The sequence below is a fragment of the Burkholderia sp. Ax-1719 genome (assembly GCF_011753055.1).
Taxonomy (GTDB): domain Bacteria; phylum Pseudomonadota; class Gammaproteobacteria; order Burkholderiales; family Burkholderiaceae; genus Paraburkholderia.
In genome coordinates, this window is record NZ_VWWJ01000006.1 from 152,690 (window position 1) to 175,949 (window position 23,260).

At 63.1% G+C, this 23,260-nt stretch carries 18 protein-coding genes and 1 tRNA gene; 7 read left to right on the forward strand and 12 right to left on the reverse strand.

Annotation, left to right across the window (positions count from 1 at the left end; translation table 11 throughout):
• Window positions 1-191: 191 nt before the first annotated feature.
• The 5 genes from murI to F3J17_RS14130 all read right to left on the reverse strand — a co-directional run bounded on the left by murI (window position 192) and on the right by F3J17_RS14130 (window position 5,263).
• Window positions 192-1,037 (reverse strand): glutamate racemase, encoded by an 846-nt coding sequence (gene murI / locus F3J17_RS14110; protein ID WP_167059235.1) that lies wholly within the window; start codon window positions 1,035-1,037, stop codon window positions 192-194.
• A 143-nt stretch (window positions 1,038-1,180) separates the two neighbouring features.
• Entirely contained in the window at window positions 1,181-1,660 is a 480-nt protein-coding gene (gene bfr / locus F3J17_RS14115) for a bacterioferritin (RefSeq protein ID WP_167059238.1), read from the reverse strand.
• A gap of 252 nt (window positions 1,661-1,912) precedes the next feature.
• Window positions 1,913-3,436 carry a fumarate hydratase gene (locus tag F3J17_RS14120; protein WP_167059241.1) on the reverse strand — a complete coding sequence of 508 codons (1,524 nt, stop codon included), beginning with the start codon at window positions 3,434-3,436 and terminating at the stop codon, window positions 1,913-1,915.
• Between the two features lie 104 nt (window positions 3,437-3,540).
• A complete protein-coding gene (locus F3J17_RS14125) occupies window positions 3,541-4,158 on the reverse strand; it encodes a TIGR00645 family protein (protein WP_167059244.1) in 618 nt (205 codons plus the stop codon).
• Window positions 4,159-4,369: 211 nt separating this feature from the next.
• Complete coding sequence (locus F3J17_RS14130; RefSeq protein ID WP_167059247.1) at window positions 4,370-5,263, reverse strand: DMT family transporter; 894 nt, start codon at window positions 5,261-5,263, stop codon at window positions 4,370-4,372.
• 287 nt (window positions 5,264-5,550) lie between these two features.
• Here F3J17_RS14130 and acs point away from each other — a divergent pair, with 287 nt between their 5' ends.
• The 5 genes from acs (at window position 5,551) to F3J17_RS14155 (ending at window position 10,876) form a co-directional block, all read left to right on the forward strand.
• Complete coding sequence (gene acs / locus F3J17_RS14135) at window positions 5,551-7,533, forward strand: acetate--CoA ligase (protein WP_167059250.1); 1,983 nt, start codon at window positions 5,551-5,553, stop codon at window positions 7,531-7,533.
• A 108-nt stretch (window positions 7,534-7,641) separates the two neighbouring features.
• Window positions 7,642-8,007 (forward strand): DUF4212 domain-containing protein, encoded by a 366-nt coding sequence (locus tag F3J17_RS14140; protein WP_167059253.1) that lies wholly within the window; start codon window positions 7,642-7,644, stop codon window positions 8,005-8,007.
• Window positions 8,004-10,022, forward strand: coding sequence for a sodium:solute symporter family protein (locus tag F3J17_RS14145; protein ID WP_167059256.1), 2,019 nt, complete (start codon window positions 8,004-8,006; stop codon window positions 10,020-10,022). The genes F3J17_RS14140 and F3J17_RS14145 overlap by 4 nt, the downstream gene beginning before the upstream one ends.
• 127 nt (window positions 10,023-10,149) lie before the next feature.
• Complete coding sequence (locus F3J17_RS14150; RefSeq protein ID WP_167059259.1) at window positions 10,150-10,725, forward strand: YebB family permuted papain-like enzyme; 576 nt, start codon at window positions 10,150-10,152, stop codon at window positions 10,723-10,725.
• Between the two features lie 60 nt (window positions 10,726-10,785).
• Window positions 10,786-10,876: transfer RNA gene (locus tag F3J17_RS14155), tRNA-Ser, on the forward strand.
• A gap of 99 nt (window positions 10,877-10,975) precedes the next feature.
• On the opposite strand, the gene F3J17_RS36585 is transcribed toward F3J17_RS14155, so the two are convergent.
• Window positions 10,976-13,675 carry a LuxR C-terminal-related transcriptional regulator gene (locus tag F3J17_RS36585; RefSeq protein ID WP_345891190.1) on the reverse strand — a complete coding sequence of 900 codons (2,700 nt, stop codon included), beginning with the start codon at window positions 13,673-13,675 and terminating at the stop codon, window positions 10,976-10,978.
• Window positions 13,676-14,009: 334 nt separating this feature from the next.
• Between F3J17_RS36585 and F3J17_RS14165 the strand changes: the two genes are divergently transcribed.
• The gene (locus tag F3J17_RS14165; RefSeq protein WP_167059262.1) at window positions 14,010-15,191 is read left to right on the forward strand and encodes a porin; all 1,182 of its coding nucleotides are present in this window, start codon (window positions 14,010-14,012) and stop codon (window positions 15,189-15,191) included.
• An 80-nt stretch (window positions 15,192-15,271) separates the two neighbouring features.
• Here the strand turns inward: F3J17_RS14165 and F3J17_RS14170 are convergent, their stop codons facing one another.
• The gene (locus F3J17_RS14170) at window positions 15,272-15,688 is read right to left on the reverse strand and encodes an HIT family protein (protein ID WP_167059265.1); all 417 of its coding nucleotides are present in this window, start codon (window positions 15,686-15,688) and stop codon (window positions 15,272-15,274) included.
• Window positions 15,689-15,925: 237 nt separating this feature from the next.
• On the opposite strand from F3J17_RS14170, the gene cfa reads away from it, so the two are divergent.
• A complete protein-coding gene (cfa, locus tag F3J17_RS14175) occupies window positions 15,926-17,086 on the forward strand; it encodes a cyclopropane fatty acyl phospholipid synthase (protein ID WP_167059269.1) in 1,161 nt (386 codons plus the stop codon).
• A 74-nt stretch (window positions 17,087-17,160) separates the two neighbouring features.
• On the opposite strand, the gene crcB is transcribed toward cfa, so the two are convergent.
• The 5 genes from crcB to F3J17_RS14200 form a co-directional block, all read right to left on the reverse strand.
• A complete protein-coding gene (gene crcB, locus F3J17_RS14180; protein ID WP_167059272.1) occupies window positions 17,161-17,541 on the reverse strand; it encodes a fluoride efflux transporter CrcB in 381 nt (126 codons plus the stop codon).
• Between the two features lie 130 nt (window positions 17,542-17,671).
• Window positions 17,672-18,430 carry an SDR family oxidoreductase gene (locus F3J17_RS14185; protein WP_167059274.1) on the reverse strand — a complete coding sequence of 253 codons (759 nt, stop codon included), beginning with the start codon at window positions 18,428-18,430 and terminating at the stop codon, window positions 17,672-17,674.
• 134 nt (window positions 18,431-18,564) lie between these two features.
• Window positions 18,565-20,004, reverse strand: a complete 1,440-nt coding sequence (styD, locus tag F3J17_RS14190; protein ID WP_275692906.1) for a phenylacetaldehyde dehydrogenase StyD — start codon at window positions 20,002-20,004, stop codon at window positions 18,565-18,567.
• Between the two features lie 63 nt (window positions 20,005-20,067).
• Window positions 20,068-21,027, reverse strand: a complete 960-nt coding sequence (locus F3J17_RS14195) for a hypothetical protein (protein ID WP_167059280.1) — start codon at window positions 21,025-21,027, stop codon at window positions 20,068-20,070.
• Between the two features lie 9 nt (window positions 21,028-21,036).
• The gene (locus F3J17_RS14200; protein ID WP_167059283.1) at window positions 21,037-23,016 is read right to left on the reverse strand and encodes a primary-amine oxidase; all 1,980 of its coding nucleotides are present in this window, start codon (window positions 23,014-23,016) and stop codon (window positions 21,037-21,039) included.
• Window positions 23,017-23,260: the final 244 nt, after the last annotated feature.

Genomic DNA, 23,260 nt, shown 5'->3' on the forward strand with positions numbered 1-23,260 from the left:
CCGGAATTTTTGTAACAAAACCGGATGCTTAGCAGGGATTTTGCTCTGGATCAGACGAACGACGGATGGGGCGCAGATCGGGGCGGGATCGCTCAGGCAGGCGGCAAGCGGCCTTCAGCAGGGGCCAGAAGGCAAAGCGATGAGAGCGGAAAGAGGGGCGGAACGATGCGCAGAAAGTGGCGCTGTTGTATTCAGGCGGCGTTGGATTCGAGTTCGCGGGTGCGGCGCGAGGGAATCTGCACGCGATCGACCGGCGCTTCGAGGTTGAGCAGCGCGGCTGCGAGCGCGCGCAGGTGCGCGCCGTCGCTGGTCGAGCAGAAACGCACGTCGGCAGGCAAGGCTTCGGTGGTCGGGGCCGACGCGCGCAGACCGTGCTGGTCGAGCACGCGTTCGAGTTGGCGCGCAATCGCCACGCTGGTATCCACGAGCGTCATGCGATCGCCGACGATGGAGCGGATCGCGGCGTCCAGAAACGGATAGTGCGTGCAGCCCAAAACCAGCGTATCCGCGCCCGCGTCGAGCATCGGCTCAACGTAGCCGCGCAGCAGCGCGACCAGTTCCGGCGAATCGATGTCGCAGCGTTCGACTGCTTCCACGAGGCCGTGGCCGGGCTGGCAGAGCACGCGCAGATCGTCGGCGTGACGTTCGACGAGCGCCTGGAAGCGCGCGCTGCGCAGCGTCACCTGGGTGGCGAGCACGCCGGCCACGCGCGACTTCGATTGCTGCGCCGCTGGTTTCACGCCCGGTTCCACGCCGACGAGCGGGATCGGCAGGCGCGTGCGCACGAACTCGATCGACTGCGCCGTGGCCGTGTTGCAGGCCACCACCAGCGCCTTCGCGCCCTGTGCCACCAGCCATTCGCCGATGGCGAGGGTGCGGTCGGCGATAAAGTCGTCGTCGCGCTGGCCATAGGGCGCATAGCGCGAGTCCGCCACGTAGACGATCCGCTCGGCCGGCAGCAGCGCGCGCACGGCGCGCAGCACCGACAGGCCGCCCAGCCCCGAATCGAAGATACCGATAGGAGCGGCGTTAGACATTGCCTGTTGGGAAGCCGGAGAGTTCACGTGAATCGGGAAAAGAGAGGAAGACGCAAACAGGGCGTCGATGTTGCGAGGGCCGCACCCACAAGCGCGGATGCGGCCCTTTGGCAGTCAGCTCAAAGCCAGCGCCAGGAACAAGCTCAGGATTCTACCGAACCCATCATGGTCTGCTGATAATTCTGGAGGCCGACCTTGCCGATCAGATCGATCTGCGTTTCGAGCCAGTCGATGTGCTCTTCGGTGTCGTCGAGAATCTTCGTGAAGATTTCGCGCGAAACGAAATCACGCACCGATTCGCAATACGCGATGGCTTCCTTGCAGGTGCCCTGGGAGATGTACTCGAGCTTCAGATCGCATTCGAGCACTTCCTGGGTTTCTTCGCCGATCAGGAGTTTGTGCAGGTCCTGCAGATTCGGCAGGCCGTCGAGCATGAAAATACGTTCGATCAGCCAGTCGGCGTGACGCATTTCGCCAATCGACTCGTCATATTCGTGCTTGCCCAGTTTTTCGAGGCCCCAATGCTTGTACATACGGGCGTGCAGGAAATACTGGTTAATCGCGGTCAGCTCGTTCTTGAGCTGCGCATTGAGATATTCGATGACTTTTTTATCGCCTTGCATAGTTTTTCCTTCCTTGTGGGGCGTGCAGGTTTTAACACTAGTTCGAAACAATAAACGCTCAATACGCAAAAGCCAAGGCGCAATCTTCGATAAATTGCGGCAATTTAGTGAATTTGCGGCGTGCTGAGAATTAGTCTCAGTACGCTTCGCGTTACTCCAAAAAAAACCGGGGCGCGAGGCCCCGGTTTTTATATCGGCGAATGAACGGCTGGCCGATTATCTCGCATCAAGATGAATCTCATCCGGCGAATATCAGGCGGTGGCGACCGGAATCTTACCGATCTTTGCCTGCCATTCCGCCGGACCCGTCTTATGCACCGAGGTGCCCGACGAATCGACCGCGACCGTCACCGGCATATCCTGAACGTCGAATTCGTAGATGGCTTCCATGCCCAGGTCTTCGAACGCCACGACCTTCGAGCCGCGGATCGCCTTCGACACGAGGTACGCCGCGCCGCCCACGGCCATCAGGTACGCCGCCTTGTGCTTCTTGATGGCGTCGATCGCGACCGGGCCGCGCTCGGCCTTGCCGACCATCGAGATCAGGCCGGTCTGCGAGAGCATCAGGTCGGTGAACTTGTCCATGCGGGTGGCGGTGGTGGGGCCTGCCGGGCCAACCACTTCGTCGCGCACCGGATCGACCGGGCCAACGTAATAGATCACGCGGTTCTTGAAGTCGACCGGCAGCTTTTCGCCCTTGGCGAGCATGTCGGCGATGCGCTTGTGCGCGGCGTCGCGGCCCGTGAGCATCTTGCCCGACAGCAGCAGCGTCTGGCCCGGCGTCCACGAAGCGACTTCTTCCGGCGTAAGCGTGTTCAGGTCGACGCGCTTGCTGGTTTCCGTGTTCGGTTCCCAGTTGACCTTCGGCCATGCGTCGAGCGACGGCGCTTCCAGCTTCGCCGGGCCCGAGCCGTCCAGCACGAAGTGTGCGTGGCGCGTGGCGGCGCAGTTCGGGATCATCGCGACGGGCTTGGAAGCCGCGTGCGTAGGCGCTGCGTGGATCTTCACGTCGAGGACCGTGGCGAGGCCGCCCAGACCCTGCGCGCCGATACCGAGCGCGTTGACCTTTTCGTGCAGTTCGACGCGCAGCTCTTCGATCCAGTCCTTCGGACCGCGCTTGATGATGTCCTGAATGTCGATGGACTCCATCAGCGATTCCTTCGCCATCAGCATCGCCTTTTCAGCGGTGCCGCCGATGCCAATGCCGAGCATGCCCGGCGGGCACCAGCCTGCGCCCATCGTCGGCACGGTCTTGAGCACCCAGTCGACGATCGAGTCGGACGGGTTGAGCATGACGAACTTCGACTTGTTTTCCGAGCCGCCGCCCTTGGCCGCGACCTGAACATCCACCTTGTCGCCCGGCACGATCTCGTAATGGATCACGGCCGGCGTGTTGTCCTTGGTGTTCTTGCGACCGCCTTCGGGCGGCGACACGATCGATGCGCGCAGGACGTTGTCCGGGTTCAGATAACCGCGGCGCACGCCTTCGTTGATCATGTCGGTGACGCCCATCGTAGCGCCGTCCCAACGCACGTCCATGCCGACCTTCACGAAGATCGTGACGATGCCGGTGTCCTGGCAGATCGGGCGGCGGCCTTCGGCGCACATGCGGCTGTTGGTGAGGATCTGCGCGATCGCGTCCTTCGCGGCCGGGCTTTCCTCCAGCTCATAGGCGCGACCCAGCGCCTCGATGTAGTCCTGCGGATGGTAGTAGCTGATGTACTGGAGCGAATCCGCAACGCTCTGGATCAGGTCTTCCTGCTTGATGACGGTCATGGCTAGCTTCTATGGGGACGGGGTGATTCGAATCGTGGAATTTTTTGTTCTGACCTGCCGCTTTAGTTGCGGCTTCGGGCGCGGCTTTTTTGCGCGGTCGTTCTTCAGTCTGTTTCTGCAACCTCGCGCACCGGCGCGGGATGGCGCGCGGCGAGATCGTGATAATGCTCGGGATGCGTATGCGTGGTGAGGCGATCGATCCACGCCATCACCAGTGCGGACAGCAGGAAGGCGATGTGAATGGCCACTTGCCAGATCACGGTGCGTTCCGAAACGGCGTCCGGATTGATGAAGGTCTTCAGCAGATGAATCGACGAAATGCTGATCAGCGCCATCGCGAGCTTGACCTTCAGCACGCCGGCGTTGACGTGATCGAGCCATTCGGGCTCGTCGGGATGGCCTTCGAGGCCCATGCGGGAAACAAAGGTTTCGTAGCCGCCGACGATCACCATGATGAGCAGATTGGAGATCATCACCACGTCGATCAGACCGAGCACGGCCAGCATGATGCTGGTTTCGTCGAGCGACATCGCGTGGGTGACGAGGTGCCAGACTTCCTTGATGAAGAGCACGCAGTAGACCGTCTGGCCGACGATCAAACCCAGGTAGAGCGGCACCTGGAGCCAGCGGCTCATGAAGATGATGCTGGGCAGCACGCCCATGCGGCGACGGTAAGGAGCGGCAGACTTCGCGGCGGACGACTTGGGGCGTGCGGCGGACATGGGCGTTTCACGTAGGGCGGAAATCGGGCGGGGTCCACGCGGCGCGGGGCGCGCCGCGCCGAGTCACAGAGGGCTCGCGCCGTTCGCGCCGCAGCTCCGCAGGGGCCGGGCGGGCGCTATTGTAACGCGTTGGCGCGACACTTCGCCGCGATGCGGGCAGCATTCTTTCAGGGTCATTACATTGGCGCGCGGGAGGCGTGCGGCTGGCGGATCACGACGCAACGGGCGGCAGGCGCTTCGTCTTGACACTTGCAAGCGCGATCCCGGCGATCACGCAGGCAAGCGCCACACCATGCGCGGGCGTGGGTCGCTCACCCAGAAACACCATGCCGTAGACCGCGGCGGCCACCGGCAGCACGGCCGTGAACACGCCCGCGATGCTGCCCGGCACATGCCGGATGCCCATCATCCACAGCACGAACGAGAACACGCTGGCCGACAGCCCGTACCACAGCACGAGACCCCAGATGCCCGCTGGCACGCTCGCGTAATCGAACGAGAACGCGCCGGATAGCCCCACGGGCAGCATCAGCAGAAAGCCGAACAGATGTGTGTACGCGCAGATTTCGAGCGGCGCGAGCGTCTGCGTCAGACGGCGCGAAAGAATCACATAGAGCGATTCGCAGCAGACCGCGCCCAGCACCATCAGATTGCCGGTGAACGAACCGGGATTGGCGGCGCTGGCATCGGCATGCGCGAGATTGATGACGGCGATGCCGACGATGGCGAGCGCAATCGACGCGAAGGCGCGCGCATCGGGGCGCTCGCGCAGAAATAGCCACGAGAACAGCGCGACCACGGCGGGAATCGTGCTGGTAATGACGCCCGCGGCGACGGCGCTGGTGCGATGCACGCCGCCGAGCATCAGCAGCGTAAACCCGAATGTACCGAAGAGCGCCTGCAGGAACAGATTGAGCCATTCCCCGCGCTTCACGCGGCGCATGCGGGCGAGTCGCAGCAGGGGCCAGAGCACCGCAAGGGCGATCACGAAGCGCAGCAGCGCGAACAGCTCGACGGGCAAAAATGCAACGATCGTTTTGCCGATGCCGACATTGCTGCCCACGAGCAGCATGGCGGCGACGAGAAAAAGTGAATGACGGTTCAAGCTGGAATCCTGGCGCTCAGATCAGTTAGCATTCTAAATGGACGTTTAAGAGGTCGCTATCGCAACACGGGCTGGGCTGTCATCGGCCGGCCTCGTAAGTAGCGGGTAAGTTGCTTTGCGTAACCTTGAGTGGATGGACTGGCGCGCGAGTCCATAGCTTCACAGAATCGTCGTCCGCGCCTGGGCTGAAGAGGGCGCGGCGGCACATAGGAGACGGCGCGCGCAGGCATCGAAGATGCGGCGCGCGTCCACGAGTTTGACGTTTCATCTTCACCAAGGGGTTGTCGATGTCTGCGATTGAATCGGTTCTTCAGGAACATCGTGTATTTGCGCCGTCCGCGCAAACGGTGGCGAACGCAACGGTGTCCGGCATGGACGCCTACAAGGCGCTCGTCGCCGAAGCCGAAAGCGATTACGAAGGTTTCTGGGCGCGCCTCGCTCGCGAAACGCTGACCTGGCAAAAGCCCTTCACCAAGGTGCTCGACGAGTCCAAAGCGCCGTTCTACACCTGGTTCGAAGACGGCGAACTCAACGCCTCGTACAACAGCCTCGACCGCCACGTCGAAGCCGGCAATGGCGAGCGCGTCGCCATCGTCTTCGAAGCCGACGACGGCAGCGTCACCAACGTCACCTACCAGGATCTGCTCTCGCGCGTCTCGCGCTTCGCCAATGCGCTCAAGAAGCGCGGCGTGAAGAAGGGCGACCGCGTGGTCATCTACATGCCGATGTCGGTGGAAGGCGTGGTGGCGATGCAGGCCTGCGCGCGCATCGGCGCGACGCATTCGGTGGTGTTCGGCGGCTTCTCGTCGAAGTCGCTCAACGAACGCATGGTGGACGTGGGCGCAGTCGCGCTCATTACCGCCGACGAGCAGATGCGCGGCGGCAAGGCGCTGCCGCTGAAGAATATCGCCGATGAAGCCATCGCCATGGGCGGCTGCGACGCAGTCAAGACCGTGTTCGTCTACAAGCGCACGGGCGGCAAGGTGGCGTGGCACGAAGGCCGCGACCTGTGGATGAACGAAGTCGCCGCAGCGGAAAGCGACACCTGCGCGCCGGAACCGGTGGGCGCGGAACATCCGCTCTTCATCCTCTATACCTCGGGATCGACGGGCAAACCGAAGGGCGTGCAGCACAGCACGGGCGGCTATCTGCTGTGGGCCGCGCAGACCATGAAGTGGACCTTCGACTACAAGCCCGACGACGTGTTCTGGTGTACCGCCGATATCGGCTGGATCACGGGTCATAGCTACATCGCCTACGGGCCGCTGACGATTGGCGCGACCCAGGTGGTGTTCGAAGGCGTGCCCACCTTTCCGAACGCGGGTCGCTTCTGGGACATGATCCAGAAGCACAAGGTCACGCTGTTCTACACCGCGCCCACGGCGATCCGCTCGCTCATCAAGGCGTCGGAAGCCGATGCGAAGGTGCATCCGAAGAGCTACGACCTCTCTTCGCTGCGCATTCTCGGCACGGTCGGCGAGCCGATCAACCCGGAAGCCTGGATCTGGTATTACGAGAACGTGGGCGGCAAGCGCTGCCCGATCGTCGATACGTGGTGGCAGACCGAAACCGGCGGCCACATGATCACGCCGCTGCCGGGCGCGACGCCGCTGGTGCCGGGTTCGTGCACGCTGCCGCTGCCGGGCATCATGGCGGCCATCGTCGACGAAACCGGCCAGGACGTGCCGAACGGGCAGGGCGGCATTCTGGTGGTCAAGCGCCCGTGGCCCGCGATGATCCGCAACGTGTGGGGCCAGCCGGAGCGCTACAAGTCGGGCTACTTCCCCGAGGAACTCGGCGGCAAGCTGTATCTGGCCGGTGACGGCAGCGTGCGCGACAAGGAAAGCGGCTACTTCACCATCATGGGCCGTATCGACGACGTGCTAAACGTCTCGGGTCACCGCCTGGGCACGATGGAAATCGAATCGGCGCTGGTGGCGAACCCGCTGGTGGCCGAAGCCGCCGTGGTGGGCCGCCCGGACGACACGACCGGCGAAGCCGTGGTGGCCTTCGTGGTGCTCAAGGCCAACCGCCCGCAAGGCGACGACGCCGTGAAGCTCGCCAATGACCTGCGCGCGTGGGTCGGCAAGGAAATCGGGCCGATCGCCAAGCCCAAGGACATCCGCTTCGGCGAGAACCTGCCGAAGACGCGTTCGGGCAAGATCATGCGCCGTCTGCTGCGCTCGCTCGCGAAGGGCGAGGCGATCACGCAGGATGTGTCGACGCTGGAGAACCCGGCGATTCTCGATCAGCTCGGCGAATCGCTTTAAGTCTTTCACTCGCGCAGGAACTCGACGCCGCGCCTCGCGCGGCGTTTTTATTTCCGCCCTCGCATTCCTCCCAATTGCCGCGCCAGCGCCTTTTTGCTACACAGGCGCATGGCCGCGCCACACACCCAACCGCCGAACAACTTCAATCCCGTGCCCGAACCGCCGCCGGTCAGCAAGGCAATGGCGCTCGCGCATCGGCGCTACTGGAGCTTTAACCTCGCGCTGATCGGCGTGCTGATGACAATCGGCTTCGCGGTCTCGTTCATCGCGCCGCTCTTCGCGCGTACGCTCGACAACGTGCGCTTCGCCGGCTTCAGCCTGCCGTTCTACATCGGCGCACAAGGGGCGATTCTGGTCTACGTGGCGCTGGTGGCCATCTATATCGTGCTGATGCAGCGCGCCGACCGCGAATTGCAGGCCGCGCGCGAAGCCGAAGACGCGATCCGCGACGCTCGCCAGGCGCCGCCGCCATGAAGCTCGCGCATCGGCTGATTCGCTCCTACGCGCTCTATACGCTCGGCTTTCTCGGCTTCGTCTACGTGATGTGGCGCATCGAACGCGTCACCGGCCCCGGCATGTGGATCGGCTACGTATTCCTGTTCGTGCCGATTGCCGTGTACGCCGTGATCGGGCTGCTCTCGCGCACTTCGGACCTCGTCGAATACTACGTGGCGGGACGGCGCGTGCCCTCGGTGTTCAACGGCATGGCGACGGCGGCGGACTGGCTTTCGGCGGCCTCGTTCATCGGCCTGGCGGGTTCGCTGTACGCCAGCGGCTACGACGGCCTGGCCTATCTGATGGGCTGGACCGGCGGCTATTGCCTCGTGGCCTTTCTGCTCGCGCCTTACGTGCGCAAGCTCGCGCGCTACACCATCGCGGATTTTCTCGGCACGCGCTTCTCCAGCAACCTCGTGCGCGCGCTGGCTGTGCTCGCGACGATCCTCTGCTCGTTCGTCTACCTCGTCGCGCAGATTCAGGGCGTGGGGCTGATCGCCGTGCGCTTTATCGGCGTGGACTTTGCGATCGGCATTTTTTGCGGGCTGGCGGGCATTCTCGTGTGCTCGTTTCTGGGCGGCATGCGCGCGGTCACCTGGACCCAGGTGGCGCAGTACATCATCCTGATCGCGGCGATCCTGATACCGGTTTCGTTGATCGCGCATCGGGATGGGCTGGGCTGGGTGCCGCAACTCGATTACGGCAAGACCATGCAGCGCGTGGAAACGCTCGAACACGACGTGCGCGACGCGAGCGCCGAAGCGAATGTGCGCGACGAATATCGCCACCGCGCGGCGCTCTGGCAATCGCGGCTGGACGCCTTGCCGCAGTCGTATGTGGAGGAGAAGACGCGCCTCGTCGATACGCTCGCGGATTTGCGCCGCCACAACGGGCCGCTGCGCGATATCGACTCGCTGGAGCGGGAAATCGCGCATTTCCCGCGCGACGCGGAGGCCGCGCGCGCGGCGTGGACCCAGCAGCGCGACGATCTGCTCGCGCGCGCCACGCCGCCCGTGCCGATGCACGAACCATTCCCCGCCGAAAGCGACGACGCGCGACGCATCCACGAGCGCAATTTCCTGTCGCTGCTGCTGTGTCTGTCGCTGGGCACGGCGAGCCTGCCGCACATCCTCACGCGCTACAACACGACGACTTCGGTGGCGTCGGCGCGGCGCTCGGTGGGCTGGACGCTGTTCTTCGTCGCGCTGTTTTATCTGACGGTGCCGGTGCTGGCGGTGCTGATCAAGTTCGAGATTCTTTCGCACCTGGTCGGCCAGCACTTCGACGACCTGCCGCATTGGGTCATGCAGTGGCGGCGCATCGAGCCTTATATGATCGGCATCAGCGACGTGAACAGCGACGGCATTGTGCACTGGGGCGATATCCAGATGCAGCCCGATATGGTGGTGCTGGCCGCGCCGGAGATTGCGGGGCTGCCTTATGTGATGTCGGGGCTGATCGCATCGGGTGCGCTTGCGGCGGCGCTGTCTACTGCGGATGGTTTGCTGCTGACGATTTCGAATGTGCTGTCGCACGACGTGTATTACCACATGGTCGATCCGAATGCGTCGAGCCAGCGGCGCGTGACGATGTCGAAGATTCTGCTGCTGGGCGTGGCTTTGTTTGCTTCCTGGGTGGCCTCGCTCAACGCGGGGAATATCCTGTTTCTGGTGGGCGCGGCGTTCTCGCTGGCGGCATCGAGTTTATTTCCGGTGCTGGTGCTGGGCGTGTTCTGGAAACGCACGACGCGGCTGGGTGCGGTGGCGGGCATGGTGGCGGGGCTGGCCGTGTGCGTCTATTACATCGTGTCGACGTATCCGTTCTTTACGCAACTCACCGGATTCGAAGGCGCGAGGTGGTGGGGAATCGAGCCGATCAGTTCGGGCGTGTTTGGCGTGCCGGCGGGGTTTCTGGTGGCGATTCTCGTGAGTCTGGTCGATCGCAAACCGGACGAATACACGGTCGCGCTGGTGGACTATATTCGGCATCCTTAGCGTTGTGCTGCGGTATCGGGAATTGATGCTTCGGGGCGTAGTTTGTTGAGCTGATTGATCGGAACGGGCTGACGCCGGTTGTGGCAGGCAAGAATGCGTTCATCGCAACCCGACTGGAGATTGCTCGATGAATGCCGCTGCGCTGATCGAAGTAGGCGACCTGATTTTTATCCGCGTCACGGCGAGGCCTTTTCTTGAAGTATCGGCGGCTACCGGGTGCTGGAGCAATCACGTTGGGATCGTGGTCGATACCTCCGGGTCCGAACCGATCGTCGCCGAAAGCACCTTTCCTTTCTCACGCTATACGACCTTGCGGCGCTTCGTGAGGCGTTCCGAGGCGGCGCGCTTTGCCGTGTGCCGGCTTGCGGGCGGTGCGATGAAGTCGCGGCACGAGGCCATCCGCCGCGCGGCGCAAAGGCGCATGGGCGTGTTCTATGACACCGGCTTCAATCTGCGATCGTCGCGGCAATTCTGTTCGAGGTTCGTGCGAGAAGTGCTGGCCGAGGCGCTGGGTGTCGAAATCGGCTGCGTACAGACCTTCGACGAGCTGTACGCGCGGCAGCCGCAAGCCGGGCTGACGTTCTGGAAGCTGTGGTTCTTCGGCCGGATTCCGTGGGCGCGGGAGACGGTTACGCCGGCAAGTTTGCTGGAGAGTTCGTTGGTTCGGCTGGTTGGGGAGGGAGGCTGTACGGCGGGGCGTTGAGGCGGGTTGGTGCGCCGATTTCCCGTTCCGCCAGAAGCCTGCTATAATTCGCGTCCCGCAGGAGAGATGGATGAGCGGTTTAAGTCGCACGCCTGGAAAGCGTGTATAGGTTAATAACCTATCCGGGGTTCGAATCCCCGTCTCTCCGCCACCGAATACATTAGAAGCCCCGCAGAAGCCCCGCACAATCACGCAGATTGGCGGGGCTTCTGGTTTTTTGGGCCATCGCCCGCGCGCTTGACTCGCGCCATCACCCAATCACCCCCAACGCCCGCCCAATCGCCACTGCCTGGGTGCGGTTCTGCGCGCCGAGTTTCGCGTTGATCTTGCGCAGATGCGCCTTCACAGTCAGCTCCGAAACGAACAGCTTCTCGGCGATCACGCGGTTGCGGTGTCCCGCGGACAGCATGCGCAGCACGTCCAGTTCGCGCGCACTGAGCGTATGGGCCGCGACGGCCGGTGCGCACGAAGCGGGCGCCTCGGCCTTCTCCAGCAATTGCGCGACAAATTCCGGCGCCACGCCCGCCGCTCGCATCGCCTGCGCGCCACGCGCCGCCCATGCGCCCACCAGCGCGAGCAGTGCGGGGTCTTCGTCGAGAAATGCCCGCACGAAGCCCTCATGACTCGCCATACGCAGCGCCTGCGCAAGTTCGTCAAGCGCCGCATGCGCAAGACCACGTCCATTCACCGCAAGGCACAGCAGGATCCGCAGTTTGAGCGCGCGCCAATAGCGTTGCTGCGCGAGCGCCGCGTCCAGCGCAGTGCGCAACCCCGCTTCCGCCTCTGCGTAGCGATGCCGCGCGATATCGAGCCGCGCGCGCACCACCACCGGACAATCGATTTCGGTGGCATGCCACGCATAGCCCGTGCGTGCCCACTCGCCATCCAGTTCGGCGACGTCCAGCGCCTGCATGGCGGCCTCAAACCGTCCCTCCAGCGTCGCAACGCGCGCGCGCTCCAGCCACGCCGCGCTGACACTGCGCCCGGACTCGATCACGCGCCCGCTCTGCTCAAGCTCGGCAAGCAGCCGCAGCCATTGATCGACATCGCCCGCGAGCCACGCTGCACGCGCACTCAGCACATGCGTGGCGATCAGCGCATCGGTGGTGCCGGCGCTGCGGGCCCGAGGCAAGGTGTTGGCCAGCAGGCGTCGCATGGCGTCGAGTTCGTTGCGTTCGTAAAGCGCAAGCGCACGCGCGGCGTCCACGCTGGTATAGCCGCCGGCGATGCCTTCGCTTCCCGCCGCGCCCGCGCCGCGTTGATCGGCGCGCGCACCTGCAAGCGCGGTATCGAGCCGCGCGAGCGCGGTGCCAAGCCGTCCCTGGAGCAGATCGATGATGCCTTCGATCGTTTCGGCCATCGTGCGCATCACGGCAAACGGATGATCGCGCGTGCGACCGAGCGCGCGTGAAAGCACGCCGCGCGCCTCGTCATAGCGCTGCACGCAGACGTAGCTGAACGCCAGCGCATTGCACAGCGTGTAGCCCGCAAACGTCGCGCGGTCGGGCAACTCCGCAAGCAGCGACGCGCCCGTGGCGATGCAGGCGTCCATCTGGCCCGTGAGCGCGTGCAGCACCGCGCGCAGCACCTGGGCTTCAAGCGCCGCATTGCCATCGCCGACGAGCGTTTGCGTTGCGCGCATCGCATCGCCGTAGCGTCGGTTGAGCAGCAGCACCCACGCGTAAGTCAGGCCCACTTCCGGTTGCGCGGCGATGAGGTTCGCATCGATACGCTCCAGCCAGCCCATCATCAAGCGGATGCGTCCCGCACCCATCAAGGTGCGCGCATGACGCGCGATTTCCGCGAGCGCGCGCTGCGGCTGCCCTGCGTCGAGCAGATGGTCGATGGCGGGCACCGGCCGCTTCGCCGCCAGATACCACTGCGCGGCAAGCGTGTGCATATCGGCTTCGCGCTGCGGTTGGGCGGCGCGCAGGCGATGCCGCAAAAAGCTCGCAAAGAGCCGGTGATAGCGATACACCGTGCGCTCGTCGTCGAGCGGCACGAGAAAGAGATTGGCCCGTTCGAGTTCGTCGAGCCGTTGCCGCGCATCGCCGCGGCCGGTGAGCGCGTCGCCAAGCGCCGCCGGGAAGTGCGGCAGCACGCTGGTATCAAGCAGAAAGTCGCGGCACGCCTCACTCTGTCGCGCGAGAACTTCTTCGGCGAAGTAATCGGCGAGTGCCGGATGCGCGCCGGAAAACGCGTCGATGAACGCGCCCGGATCTGGATGCGCGCGCAACGATAGCGTCGCAAGATAGAGCGCCGTTGCCCAGCCTTCAGTGCAGCGATGTAGCGCGGCCAGATTCGTGGTGTCCAGCGCCAGCCCGCATTTTTCGCGGACGTATTCACTGGCTTCTGCAAGCGTAAAGCGCAGCGCCGCCGTCTGGATATCGAGCAGCGCACCGCGCGCCCGCAGGCCGCCGACGCCAAGCTCGGGCGTCGCGCGCGTGGCGACGATCAGCATCGTGCCGGGCGGCATCGCATCGATGAGCGTCTGTACGAAGGCCAGCACGCTCGCGCTGCGGATCACGTCGAAGTCGTCGAACAGGATCGCAAGCGGGCGATCGTGGGCCGCGATGTACTCGATGATTGCGTCGGCGCTCGGGGTTGGGCGTGGGCCGGGCAGGGCGGCGTCCAGATGCAACAGGAAGCGGTCGAGATCGTTGTCCGCGGCGTCGAGACGCAGCCAGATCGCGTCGATGCTTTCAGCGCGGCACTGCGCAGCGTATTGCTGCATCAGCGTGGTTTTGCCATAGCCGGGCGCCGCGCGCATCAACACGACCCGCACCGCCTGCGAGGCATGGGCCGTCGCGAGGGTGTCGAGTAGCGCGCTGCGCGGTAATTGCGTCGGACTGCCGGCGGGCGGCGTCAGTCGGGAGGCGACGATGCCGCGTGCGGCGTGCTGTCTGGGGTGCGCCCGGCTGCTCGTGGCCGGGGCGTCGGCGATATTCACTGGCTTGCTTCCCTGTGTCCGGCTTTGATTGCGCGAACAACGACTTCATTCGCGCAACGTCTCCTGCGATCGCTCTAAAAAGGGCGGCATCTGCTTTTGCGGCGCTTTTCGCGTGATCACTTTCATTCGATTGTTTCATATGCCGTTCGCATTCGCGTAGTCCTTTCGAACGATTCGCACGGCTGCAACAGCTAAAGCAAGCAAAAGCCACCTAAATAAAACTCTGCACTCTTGCAAAGCTATGAAGAATTGATTCGTTCACCGCACGGCGTGCGTTTCGTATCGTTGCCTGCCTGAATCCAACACCCTCTCGCATACGCTACGGAGTTCACCTATGAAACGCCTCTCGCCCCGCGCCAGTTCTTTCGCCATCGCTGCCGCGCTTGCTTCAGCGACAGCCGGCGTGCATGCCCAGAGCAGCGTGACGCTCTACGGGATCGTCGATGCGGGTATCGCCGTGGTTCACAATGCGCAGAATGCGAGCGGCCAGAATCAGAGCACGCTGTTCAAATTCAGCAGCGGCAATCTTTCGGGCAGCCGTTGGGGACTGCGCGGCAGCGAAGATCTGGGCAATGGTCTCGCCGCGATTTTCCAGCTGGAAAATGGCTTTAATGTGGGCACGGGCGTGGCGGGACAGGGGCAGCGCGAATTCGGGCGCAAGGCGATTGTGGGTCTCGCGAGCAATACGTGGGGCACGCTTACGCTCGGGCGGCAGTACGATCCGCTCGTCGATCTGGTTCAGCCGCTCACGCAGGACGGTCCGTTTGGGGGCGTATTCGGCACGCCCGGCGATCTCGACAATTACGACAACAGCCTGCGTGTGAGCAATTCGCTCAAATATACGAGCCCGCTGATTTCAGGCCTGCAATTCGAGGCCCTTTACGGTCTGGGCGGCGTGGCGGGCGCAACCGGCAGCGGCCAGACCTATAGCTTTGGCGCGGGTTATACGAATGGGCCGCTCGCGCTTGCGGCGGGTTACTTCTACACCAACGGCGGCAACACGGTCACGAACGGCGTGCGCTCGTGGACCAGCAGCTCGGACAGTCTTTTCAATACCGTCATCAATCAGGGCTTCGCGAGCGCGAACTCGATCCAGATTGTGCGCGCGGGCGGTAGTTATGCGCTTGGCGCAGTCACGCTCGGTCTTGCGTATTCGAATACGCAATATGGCAGCGATGGCTTTTCCACCTTCCATCAAACCGCGAAATTCAATAACGGATCGGCGTTCGTGAATTACCAGTTCAACCCCGCGTTGCGCGCGGGCGTGGGCTATAACTACACGTCGCTTACGGGCCCGGCATCGGCGCATTACAACCAGGTGAATATTGGCGGCGATTACGCATTGTCGAAACGCACGGAAGTGTATGCGCTGGCGGGCTGGCAAAAGGCCAGTGGCCATACGCTGAATGCGAAGGGCGCGGCGGTCGATGCACAGGCATCGATTGGCGATTTTGGCGTGAATTCGGGAACGGATACGCAGGCGCTAGCCGTGGTCGGCATCCGTCACAAATTCTGATGGGATAAAACCTGGCGGCGGGAAGAAGCGCGCGAAATGCATTCGCGCGCTTTTTTATTTTGCTGCGTTTATAGGCCGATTTACAGCGCGGCGCGAATGCGTTGCGCAACGGCTTCCAGTTCCGCCTTATCCGCCATATCGCGCGCGTGCATGCGCAACTCTTCGCCCTTGCGGCGCGGAATCAGGTGGAAATGCACGTGCGGCACGGTCTGTCCCGCTGCCGCGCCATTGAATTGCGCAATCGTCAGACCGTCGGGCTTGAGCGCGCTGCGCAGCGCCACGGCCATTTTCTGCACCATCGCCATTGCGGCGGTCACCGCTTCGGGCGACAGCTCATAAATTTCTTCCGCGCCTTCTTTCGGCAGCACCAGCACGTGGCCTTCGGATTGAGGCATCACGTCCATGATCGCGACGGCGGCGTCGTTCTCGCAGAGTTTGATGGAGGGAATTTCGCCGCGCAGCAGCTTGGCGAAGATGTTGTTGTCGTCGTAGGTCATGAAATCCTCGGGTCGGGATAGTCGTGATGATCGCGCCTGCGCGCTGCGCCGCTGGTAACGCGCATAAAAAGGGCGCGGTTTGAGAGCGAAGCCTGGCAAGCCCTGCAACCGCAGCGCCTGATTATCGCCGAGAGCGGCGGGGGCTTGTCTGTGTTCCTGCACGTTTTTTGAAGCGGGTGCATCATAGAGGCTCTCGCAGCGCGCGCGACGACGAATGTCTGATACGGAGCAACACGTATGGCAACGACCGATCTCGAAGCAGCCCATTCCGCCCGCGAGGCCACTGGCTCAGGGGCCTGGCGGTTCGCGTCCCAACTATTGGCGCGCGCGGATGTGATTTTCAATGGCCCGCGACCGTGGGACATGCAGATTCACGATCCCCAGGTGCCCGAGCGCGTGCTGGCGCTAGGCAATCTGGGGCTGGGCGAAGCCTATATGGACGACCAGTGGGACTGCGAGCAGCTCGACGAATTCTTTGCGCATGTTCTGCGCGCCCATATAGATGACCAGATCGATCCGTCGCGTCTGGTATTTCACGCGCTCAAGGCGCGCCTCATGAATCGCCAGACCGTGCGTCGCGCGTGGAAGGTCGGTCAGCAGCACTACGATATCGGCAACGCTTTTTATGAGGCGATGCTCGACAAACACATGGCTTATACCTGTGGCTATTGGGGCGGCGGGGCGAAAAACCTGGACGAGGCGCAGGAAGCCAAGCTCGATATGATCTGCAGAAAGCTGGGATTGAAACCCGGCATGCGTCTGCTCGATATTGGCTGCGGCTGGGGCAGTCTGATGAAATTCGCCGCAGAGCATTATGGTGTTTCATGCGTCGGCGTGACGATTTCGAAGGAGCAGGCCGCATTCGGTGCGGCGCGTTGCGAAGGCTTGCCGGTGGAGTTTCGGCTGCAGGATTACCGGCTGCTCGACGAAAAGTTCGACCGTGTCGCGAGCGTGGGTATGTTCGAACACGTCGGCCCAAAGAATTACCGCACGTATATGGAAGTGGCGCATCGCTGCCTCGACGACGACGGTCTCTTCCTGCTGCATACGATCGGCAAGAATCGCCGCGACACCACGCCCGATCCCTGGATCGACAAATACATTTTCCCGAACGGTGAATTACCGACCATCGGTCAGGTTGCGGATGCCTCGGGCGGTCTTTTTGTGACCGAAGATCTGCATAATTTCGGCGCCGATTACGATCGTACCTTGATGGCGTGGCACGCGAATTTCGAAGCCGCCTGGCCGCGTTTCGAAGCGGAAATGGGGCATCGTTTTTATCGCATGTGGCGTTACTATCTGCTTTCTTGCGCTGGTGCATTTCGCGCGCGCGATATTCAATTGTGGCAATTCGTTTTGTCGAAAAACGGCTTGCCGGGCGGTTATCGTCGGCCCTGAATAAGCGGCCGATTGATCTGGCCGATAAAAAAGGCTGCGAGCATTGCGCCGCAGCCTTTTTTATCGAATGCAGATCAGCGCATCACGGCAGCCACGGTCGCGATACCCAGTATCGTCATCAGCACGGAAGCGCACACATGAATGGCGATTTCGCCCGCGGCCCAACCGAGGCGCCCATTCTGCAAATGGGCGACCACTTCGGCGGAAAACGTGGAAAACGTCGACAGGCCGCCCATGCATCCGGTAATGACGAACAGGCGCCATTGCGGCGAGACGTCCGGCAGACGTGCGAACGCGGCGAGCGCGACGCCGATGATATAGCCCGCGATGATATTGGACGCCAGCGTGCCGAGCGGCAGCGAAGGGAACAAGGCGTTCAGCCGCAGGCCGAGCACCCAGCGCAGCAGCGAGCCGAGTGCGCCGCCGATGCCGACGGCGAGGATGGACAGATACATGATCGGGAGACGTTGTAGGCGCAATGAAGGCCGGACCGCCATGGCGACATCGCCATGTAACGGCCCGAATTCGACTCCCGAGTTTAGCACCCTGTTTTGTGGGTAGCGGGGTGCGACGGCGAACTGAGGATCAGGCCAGTCCGCCATTGGCGCGCAGCGTCTGACCGTCCACCCAGCCGCTGTCCGGTCCCGCGAGAAACGACACTACCGAAGCAATATCTTCAGGCTGACCCAGGCGCTCCAGCGGAGGCAGGCTGGCGAAGTGGCGGATCTGTTCCTCGGTTTTGCCTTCGAGGAACAGGGCCGTGGCGACCGGTCCCGGCGCGACCGCGTTGACCGTGATGCCGCGCCCGCGCAATTCCCTGGCGAACACGCGCGTGAGCGCTTCGACCGCGCCCTTGGTGGCGGTGTAGATCCCGTAACCCGGCAGATTGAGCGCAAGCACCGTCGTCGAAAAGTTGATCACGCGGCCGCCATTCGCGAGTTTCGTGGCGGCCTCGCGCATCGTGTTGAGCGTGCCGCGCACGTTGATGTCGAACATTTCGTCGTACAGCGCGTCGGTGGAATCGGCGATGGTGGACAGCTTCATCACGCCCGCATTGTTGACCAGCACCGTTGGCTGGCCGAGTTGTTCAAGCGTGGCGTCGAACAGATGACGCACGTCGGCGGCCTTCGCGATATTGGCTTTCACGGCGATCGCGCGGCCGCCTTCCGCCCTGATCTGCGCGACCAATGCTTCGGCCTCCTGTGTGCTGGAGGCGTAATTGACGACGACGGCGTGGCCGTCGCGAGCCAGGCGCAGCGCAACTGCCGCGCCAATGCCGCGCGAAGCGCCGGTGACAATGGCGACGCCGCGCGCCGTGGGATGGGTTTGAGTCGAGTCAGTCATGATCGTGCTCCGTTCGGATGGGGAAGAAGTGAAGCGTGAACGGGCTCGATCATGAGGGAAATCGCGCCCCCGATCATCGTGCGGGGGCGAGCTTCATTATTCCATTTCGATTAACAATGCCTCAGAATCGGAATTCAGTAAGCGATGCAGACCGATTTTGTCTCAGTGTACGAGTCGATGATGGCGCGGCCGTGCTCGCGGCCAATGCCCGAAGCCTTGAAGCCGCCGAAGGGCAGTGCCGGATCGACCATGTTGTGCGTGTTGACCCAGACCGTGCCGGCTTCGATGGCGTCCACCACGCGCAGCGCACGATCGAGCTGGTTGGTCCACACGCTTGCGCCCAGACCGTATTCCGATGCGTTGGCCGCAGCAATGGCCTCTTCGACATCGTCATAAGGCATGGCCACCAGCACCGGCCCGAACACTTCTTCGCGCACCACCGTGAGCGGCTTGTTGGCCGCGTTGGCGATCACGGTTGGCTCGACAAAGAAGCCTTCGCGATTGCCATTGCCGCCGCCCGCGAGGATCTCGCCGCCTTCGGTGCGGCCTTGCGCGATCATGCCCGCAACCTTGTCGCGATGGCGCGCGGAAACGAGCGGGCCCATTTGCGTGGCCGCATCGAAACCGGAGCCGAGCACCGTATTGCGCGCGACCTGAGCGATGCCTTCGACGATGTCGTCGAAGCGCGCGCGCGGCACATAAAGCCGCGAACCCGCCGTGCAAACCTGGCCGTGATTGAAGAAAATCGCGCCCGCCGCGCCCTCGATTGCGCGTTGCGGATCGCAGTCGTCGAGCACGATCACCGGGCTCTTGCCGCCGAGTTCCAGCGAGACGCGCTTGAGATCGTCGGCGCACTGACGACCGATGATGCGGCCCACTTCCGTCGAGCCCGTGAAGGTGACCTTATCGACGCCTGGATGGCGCACCAGCGCGGCGCCTGCGGTTTCGCCCTGTCCCGTGACCACGTTGAACACGCCTGGCGGAAAACCGGCTTCATGCGCGAGTTCGGCGAGGCGGATTGCGGTGAGCGGCGTTTCCTCGGCGGGCTTGAGCACGACGGTGCAGCCGCAGGCGAGCGCGGGCGCGATTTTCCACACCGCCATCAGCAGCGGAAAATTCCACGGCACGATGGCGGCCACCACGCCTGCGGGCACACGGCGCGTCGACGCGTTGTAGCGCACGCCCGGCGGAAACGCGAGCGAGAGATCGACCGTGCTGCCTTCGATCTTGGTCGCCCAGCCCGCCATATAGCGCAGCCACTGCACGCTGCCGCCCACTTCGAGCATTTTCGAAAAGCCGAGCAGCTTGCCCTGATTGAGGGTTTCAAGCGCGGCAAGTTCGTCGCCGTTGCGCTCGACGAGATCGGCGAGCTTGAGCAACAGATGTTCGCGCGCAGCGGGCGGCATGCGTCGCCAGGAATCGGCAGCGAAGGCACGGCGCGCTGCCTGCACGGCGGCATCGATATCGGCATTGCTGGCGTCGGGCACCTGGGCGATCTCGGCGCCCGTGGCTGGATTGAACACGGCGAAGCTGCGGTTGTCGGCGCTCGCGCAGAAGCGGCCATCGACGAACATCTGCGTGCGGATCGTATGCGTGAAGTCCTGGCGGTCCATTGCGTCTCCTGATTGGATGAGTGGCTAGCGGAAGTCGATTCCGCTGGATGGGGTGGAGCTAAAGTAACGGCTGATCGAATGACGATTCGGGCGCGTCATCTGTGCCGATGCACACATGAGATTGAGCACGGCAGCACCCAGAAAAAGGCTGTAAAAGCCCTGACCGAAGCCCCACGAGGTGGTGGAAAATGCCGCGCCCACGAGCATGCCGAAGTGATGCGCGACGCCCGCGCAGCCGCCTGGCGCCGTGTGATGCGCGTCATGTTGCGCGTCGTAGTGCGTGTGAGTGCGCAACAGCGTAGGTAACGTGAGCGCATCGAGCACGGCGAACGCCGGGGCGGCATAAAGCGACCACGGCGCGAGTGTGTCGAGCGTCAATGCCGCGAGCAACGCGCCCCGTAACGAAAAGAGCCATACCAGCGCGTGACGGCGCTCGATACGTTGCAGGCACGCACCCGCGCCAATCGCCACGCCAAGCGAAAGAAACAGGTGCGTGAGCGAGAACGGCCCCGCACCGCACAGCGCGAAAATCTGGAAACGTGCAAGCACGCCGCTGGACATGCCGGCGAGCAATGCCGCGCCGATCAGCGCGCCTTTTCCGGGCCGAATGAATCTAACTGCGCGGATAGATGGAAGGATGAAAGATAAGCTATCCGAATCAAGTCGACGGGCTACGATTAACAGCACGATACCTGCGAACACCAGCGCAAACATATCTTGCGTCACGCCGGAGCGCGCCTGTGTCGCAGCGAAGCTCATCGCCCCCGTCGTGATCACGAGCGCGGCGGCGCAGGGCAACGTCGCCCGAGCGCCAAAGCGGCGCGCGAATAGCGGCGGCAGTAACGCCATCGCCACTAAGGCGATGGCGCTCGCGGCGAATGCGGTGGCGCTCGCGCCAGCCTGCATCGCACCCAGCATGATGCCTGCCGCCAACGCTACCGCGCCGCCCGTTACCGCGCACCAGATGGCAGCCGCGCGCCACATGATATGCGCTTACTTCTTGCTGCCGCAGCACGACGGCGCGGTATCCGGCGCACCGTCCTGCACGCTGTGCGGGTCGCGCCCGCCCGGCAGATCCATCGCGGGATTACCGTAGAAGAAGTTATTCGGCTTGAGCATGAAGCCGGCGTATTCCACGGGCATCACCGGGAAATCCTCGGGCTTGCAGACATGCGTATGGCCGAAGCTGTGCCACAGCACGATATCTTCGTTCTCCACGTTGCGGTTGGCTTCGATATAACGCGGCAGACCGTCGCCGCCCGCGTGCTGGTTCGGATAGTCGCCGCTGGCGTAGCGTTGCGTCGTGTCGTACGGCGTGACCCACACATGACGCGTCGCGAAGCCGCCGCGCTGACGCACCTTCGAATCAGGATCGGCCAGCATCAGCGGCGAATCGTTGATGATGAGCTTGTAGCCAGGGTTCGCGCCCACGCGGTTTTTCACATTCGGATTGACGACCTTCCAGAAGCGGCCGGTTTGACCGTTAGCGTTGCGGGCGGCTTCCTGCTCGGTTTTGAGCACGCGTTTGGTGGTGTCGAACACATTGCCGTAGGGGTTGTCGCCGCCCATCGGACGCGGCACGAACTCGTGCTCCGTGACCGAGTTCTTTTCGCCGTCGACCATCATATGCAGACGCGCGTTGAAGAAGTGCTGATGCGTCGGACCGCCGAGATTCTCGGTCACCATGCCGCCCCACGGATACGTATCGCCGTCCGCCACCGCCGACGTCTGGATGATGCCCGTGAGCTTGCATTCGAGCTGGATCGTGCCGTCCTGATAGAAGTACCAGTAAAAGCCGTAGTCGTAATTGCCGACGGTGGCGAAGAACGAAATTACGAGGCGGCGCGAGCGGCGCATTTCGAACACGCCGGTGCGGAATTCATAGTGCTTCCAGAGCGTGCCGTAATCTTCTTCGTGCAGGCACACGGCATTCTTCATCGTGAAGCTGTTGCCGAAATCGTCGGCGGATGGAATGTCGAAATAGCGGATCGTGCCCAGGCAATCGCAGCCCAGTTCGAGCTGGTTGGCGAGCTTGCCCAGACCGTATTCACCCGCATCGAATGCGCTTTTCCAGTAGTGGTTCGTGGTGGGATCGGAGTAGGGCACGCACATCTCCGTCACGCTGGCGCGGTAGACGATGGGGCGCGGCGCGCTCTTGCCGTCGTCCCAGGTGATCTGGTGCAGCACGAGCCCTTCGCGCGGCGTGAAGCCCACGCGGAATGTCCAGTTCTGCCAGGCAACCTGCCAGCCGTCGATAGTGAAGCTCGGACCTTTGGGCTGGCTGATCGACAGCGGCTTGACCGTGTCGCGCGGTTGGCCGAGGCTCGGCGTGTCGTAGTTATGCTTGGCCCGGGGAACGGGAATGATGCGGCCGTCATCGACGAGCTCGATCACCTTTTGTTCGAGCAGATCGACCACCGCCACCACGCCTTCGATCGGATGCGCGTAGCCGTTGTCGGTCGGGTTTTCCCGGTAGTAGCTCACGCAGCGCACGAGACGGCGGCCGCCTTCGCTTGGGCGGTCGAAGGCGCCCGCCGAAAACGGATCGACCTGCACGTTGAGGAGATCGGCGTCGGTCAGGCCGCGTTTTTTCACGGCTTCGCGCCACGCGAGGTCTTCCTTGACGATGCGCTCGGCGTTGATGAAATCCTCGATCATCACGGGCGGCTGGCCGAACGGTGCGCTTTGCAGCGCGAGCGCCTTACGCGTTTGCACTTTCTTTTCGCGCAGATCGACCACGAATTCGATCGTCTGGCTGCGCGTGCGGTCGATGGCGATCACGAAGGCGCGACGCGAAAAATACTCACCCTGTTGCCACGCCAGCACCTCGGCCTTGGGTGGTTCCTGCAATTCGGTCACGGGAAAGCGCCCATATTCGTCGAGCTGCTCGGCGGCCTTCACGATGTCACAGGCGAGCTGCATTTCAGCGAGGCTCAGCGGGTCGAGCGGATGCGAATTCGGATTCGTGTTCATAAGCATTTCGTAAGGATGACGTGGGACCGCAAACGATGCGATGAAGCGGCAGGCCCGTGGCCTCGTGGGGCGTGAAATCGGGGGCGATGTCGTGCAGCAATCGTAAAAACGCCATATTTTTTTCGCGCTTGCAAAACGCGCCAAAGGGGCGATAGAGTGCGCCAGAGACAGAGCGAACGAACAAACGAGAAGCGGCCGCTGCCAATGCCGACGCGCATTGAGACAAACCTGCGGCCCCACGGAG